This is a genomic window from Nonomuraea sp. KM90, assembly GCF_052246675.1.
Classification (GTDB): Bacteria; Actinomycetota; Actinomycetes; order Streptosporangiales; family Streptosporangiaceae; genus Nonomuraea.
Map to the genome: position 1 here is coordinate 1 of NZ_JBQQCB010000380.1, position 930 is coordinate 930.

2 protein-coding genes are annotated in these 930 nt (G+C 63.0%); both read right to left on the minus strand.

The annotated features are described in order from the left end of the window. The coding region (locus ACTWPW_RS64340; RefSeq protein WP_443175063.1) for a hypothetical protein at positions 1–760 on the minus strand (760 nt) is incomplete at its 3' end. A 41-nt stretch (positions 761–801) separates the two neighbouring features. After that, a complete protein-coding gene (locus ACTWPW_RS64345) occupies positions 802–921 on the minus strand; it encodes a DUF346 domain-containing protein (RefSeq protein WP_443174839.1) in 120 nt (39 codons plus the stop codon). Positions 922–930: the final 9 nt, after the last annotated feature.

The following is a 930-nucleotide window of genomic DNA, read 5'->3' on the forward strand; positions in this document are numbered from 1 at the left end:
CCCACGTGTCGCGCTTATTAGCCGAACCGGGAGCCACCCACCAATGATCGAGCCGATTGTTGAACCCCAGCCCGAAGAACGTCAGCTCACCGTTGTACACCACCGCGCTCGAGGACTCCCTCACCGCGCCGCCGGTCCAGAGGATGTCGACGATGCGTGCAGCGTCCATCGCCTCGGGCTCATATCGGTCGGGAAAGGCTGAACGCTGTACCGCCTGGCAGATGTTGCCGATCGCCCCACCCATCCAGGAGTTGTTGGGATAGAACTGGATCATTGTGTTGAGGAAGGCGTTCGTCGCGTATGTCGGATCCAGCCGCTGTTCGGCGGACCCCCAGCTGGCCCGTTGCTGGAACAGCCCCAGTGAATCCAGGTCACCATAAGTCACGTTGCGGATGGACGTCTCGACGATCGTCGTGGTGACCGCGATCACTGCGGCTCTCTTGTCGAGGTTGCGATTGCGTACGACCTGTGTGATGGCCCGAGCGCAGGAAACTCGGTAGCCGTTCATCGCGTTTCGCATCTTTCCGGTCAACATGGTGTTGAGCTGGCCGGCGATGGTGTTGTCCGCTGCGGTCGCGCCGCCGGGAACACATTCGACAGTGTTCGGTTCAGCTGTGATGGACACCGATGTCGAAGGCGCCGATGCACCGGTCAGCCCGGCTCGGTCGTCCGGGGGACTTGCAAGTGCCGGGGTGGCTCCAGCGATCAGAGCGCATAGGGCCGCCGCTACAGTGAGGCCGCGACGTACTGCCATGGTCATGGGAATCCTCAGAGCGGCATGGAATGTGCGAGTGTGGTGTCTCATCCGGCGAACTCGCCGCCCCAGGAGTCGCGCTGGTTGGTTGCGCCGGGGCGCAGCCACCAGTGCTGCAGGCTGTTGTCGGTGCCGCGGGCGAAGGCGGTCAGCTCGTTGTTGAACACGATGGTGGT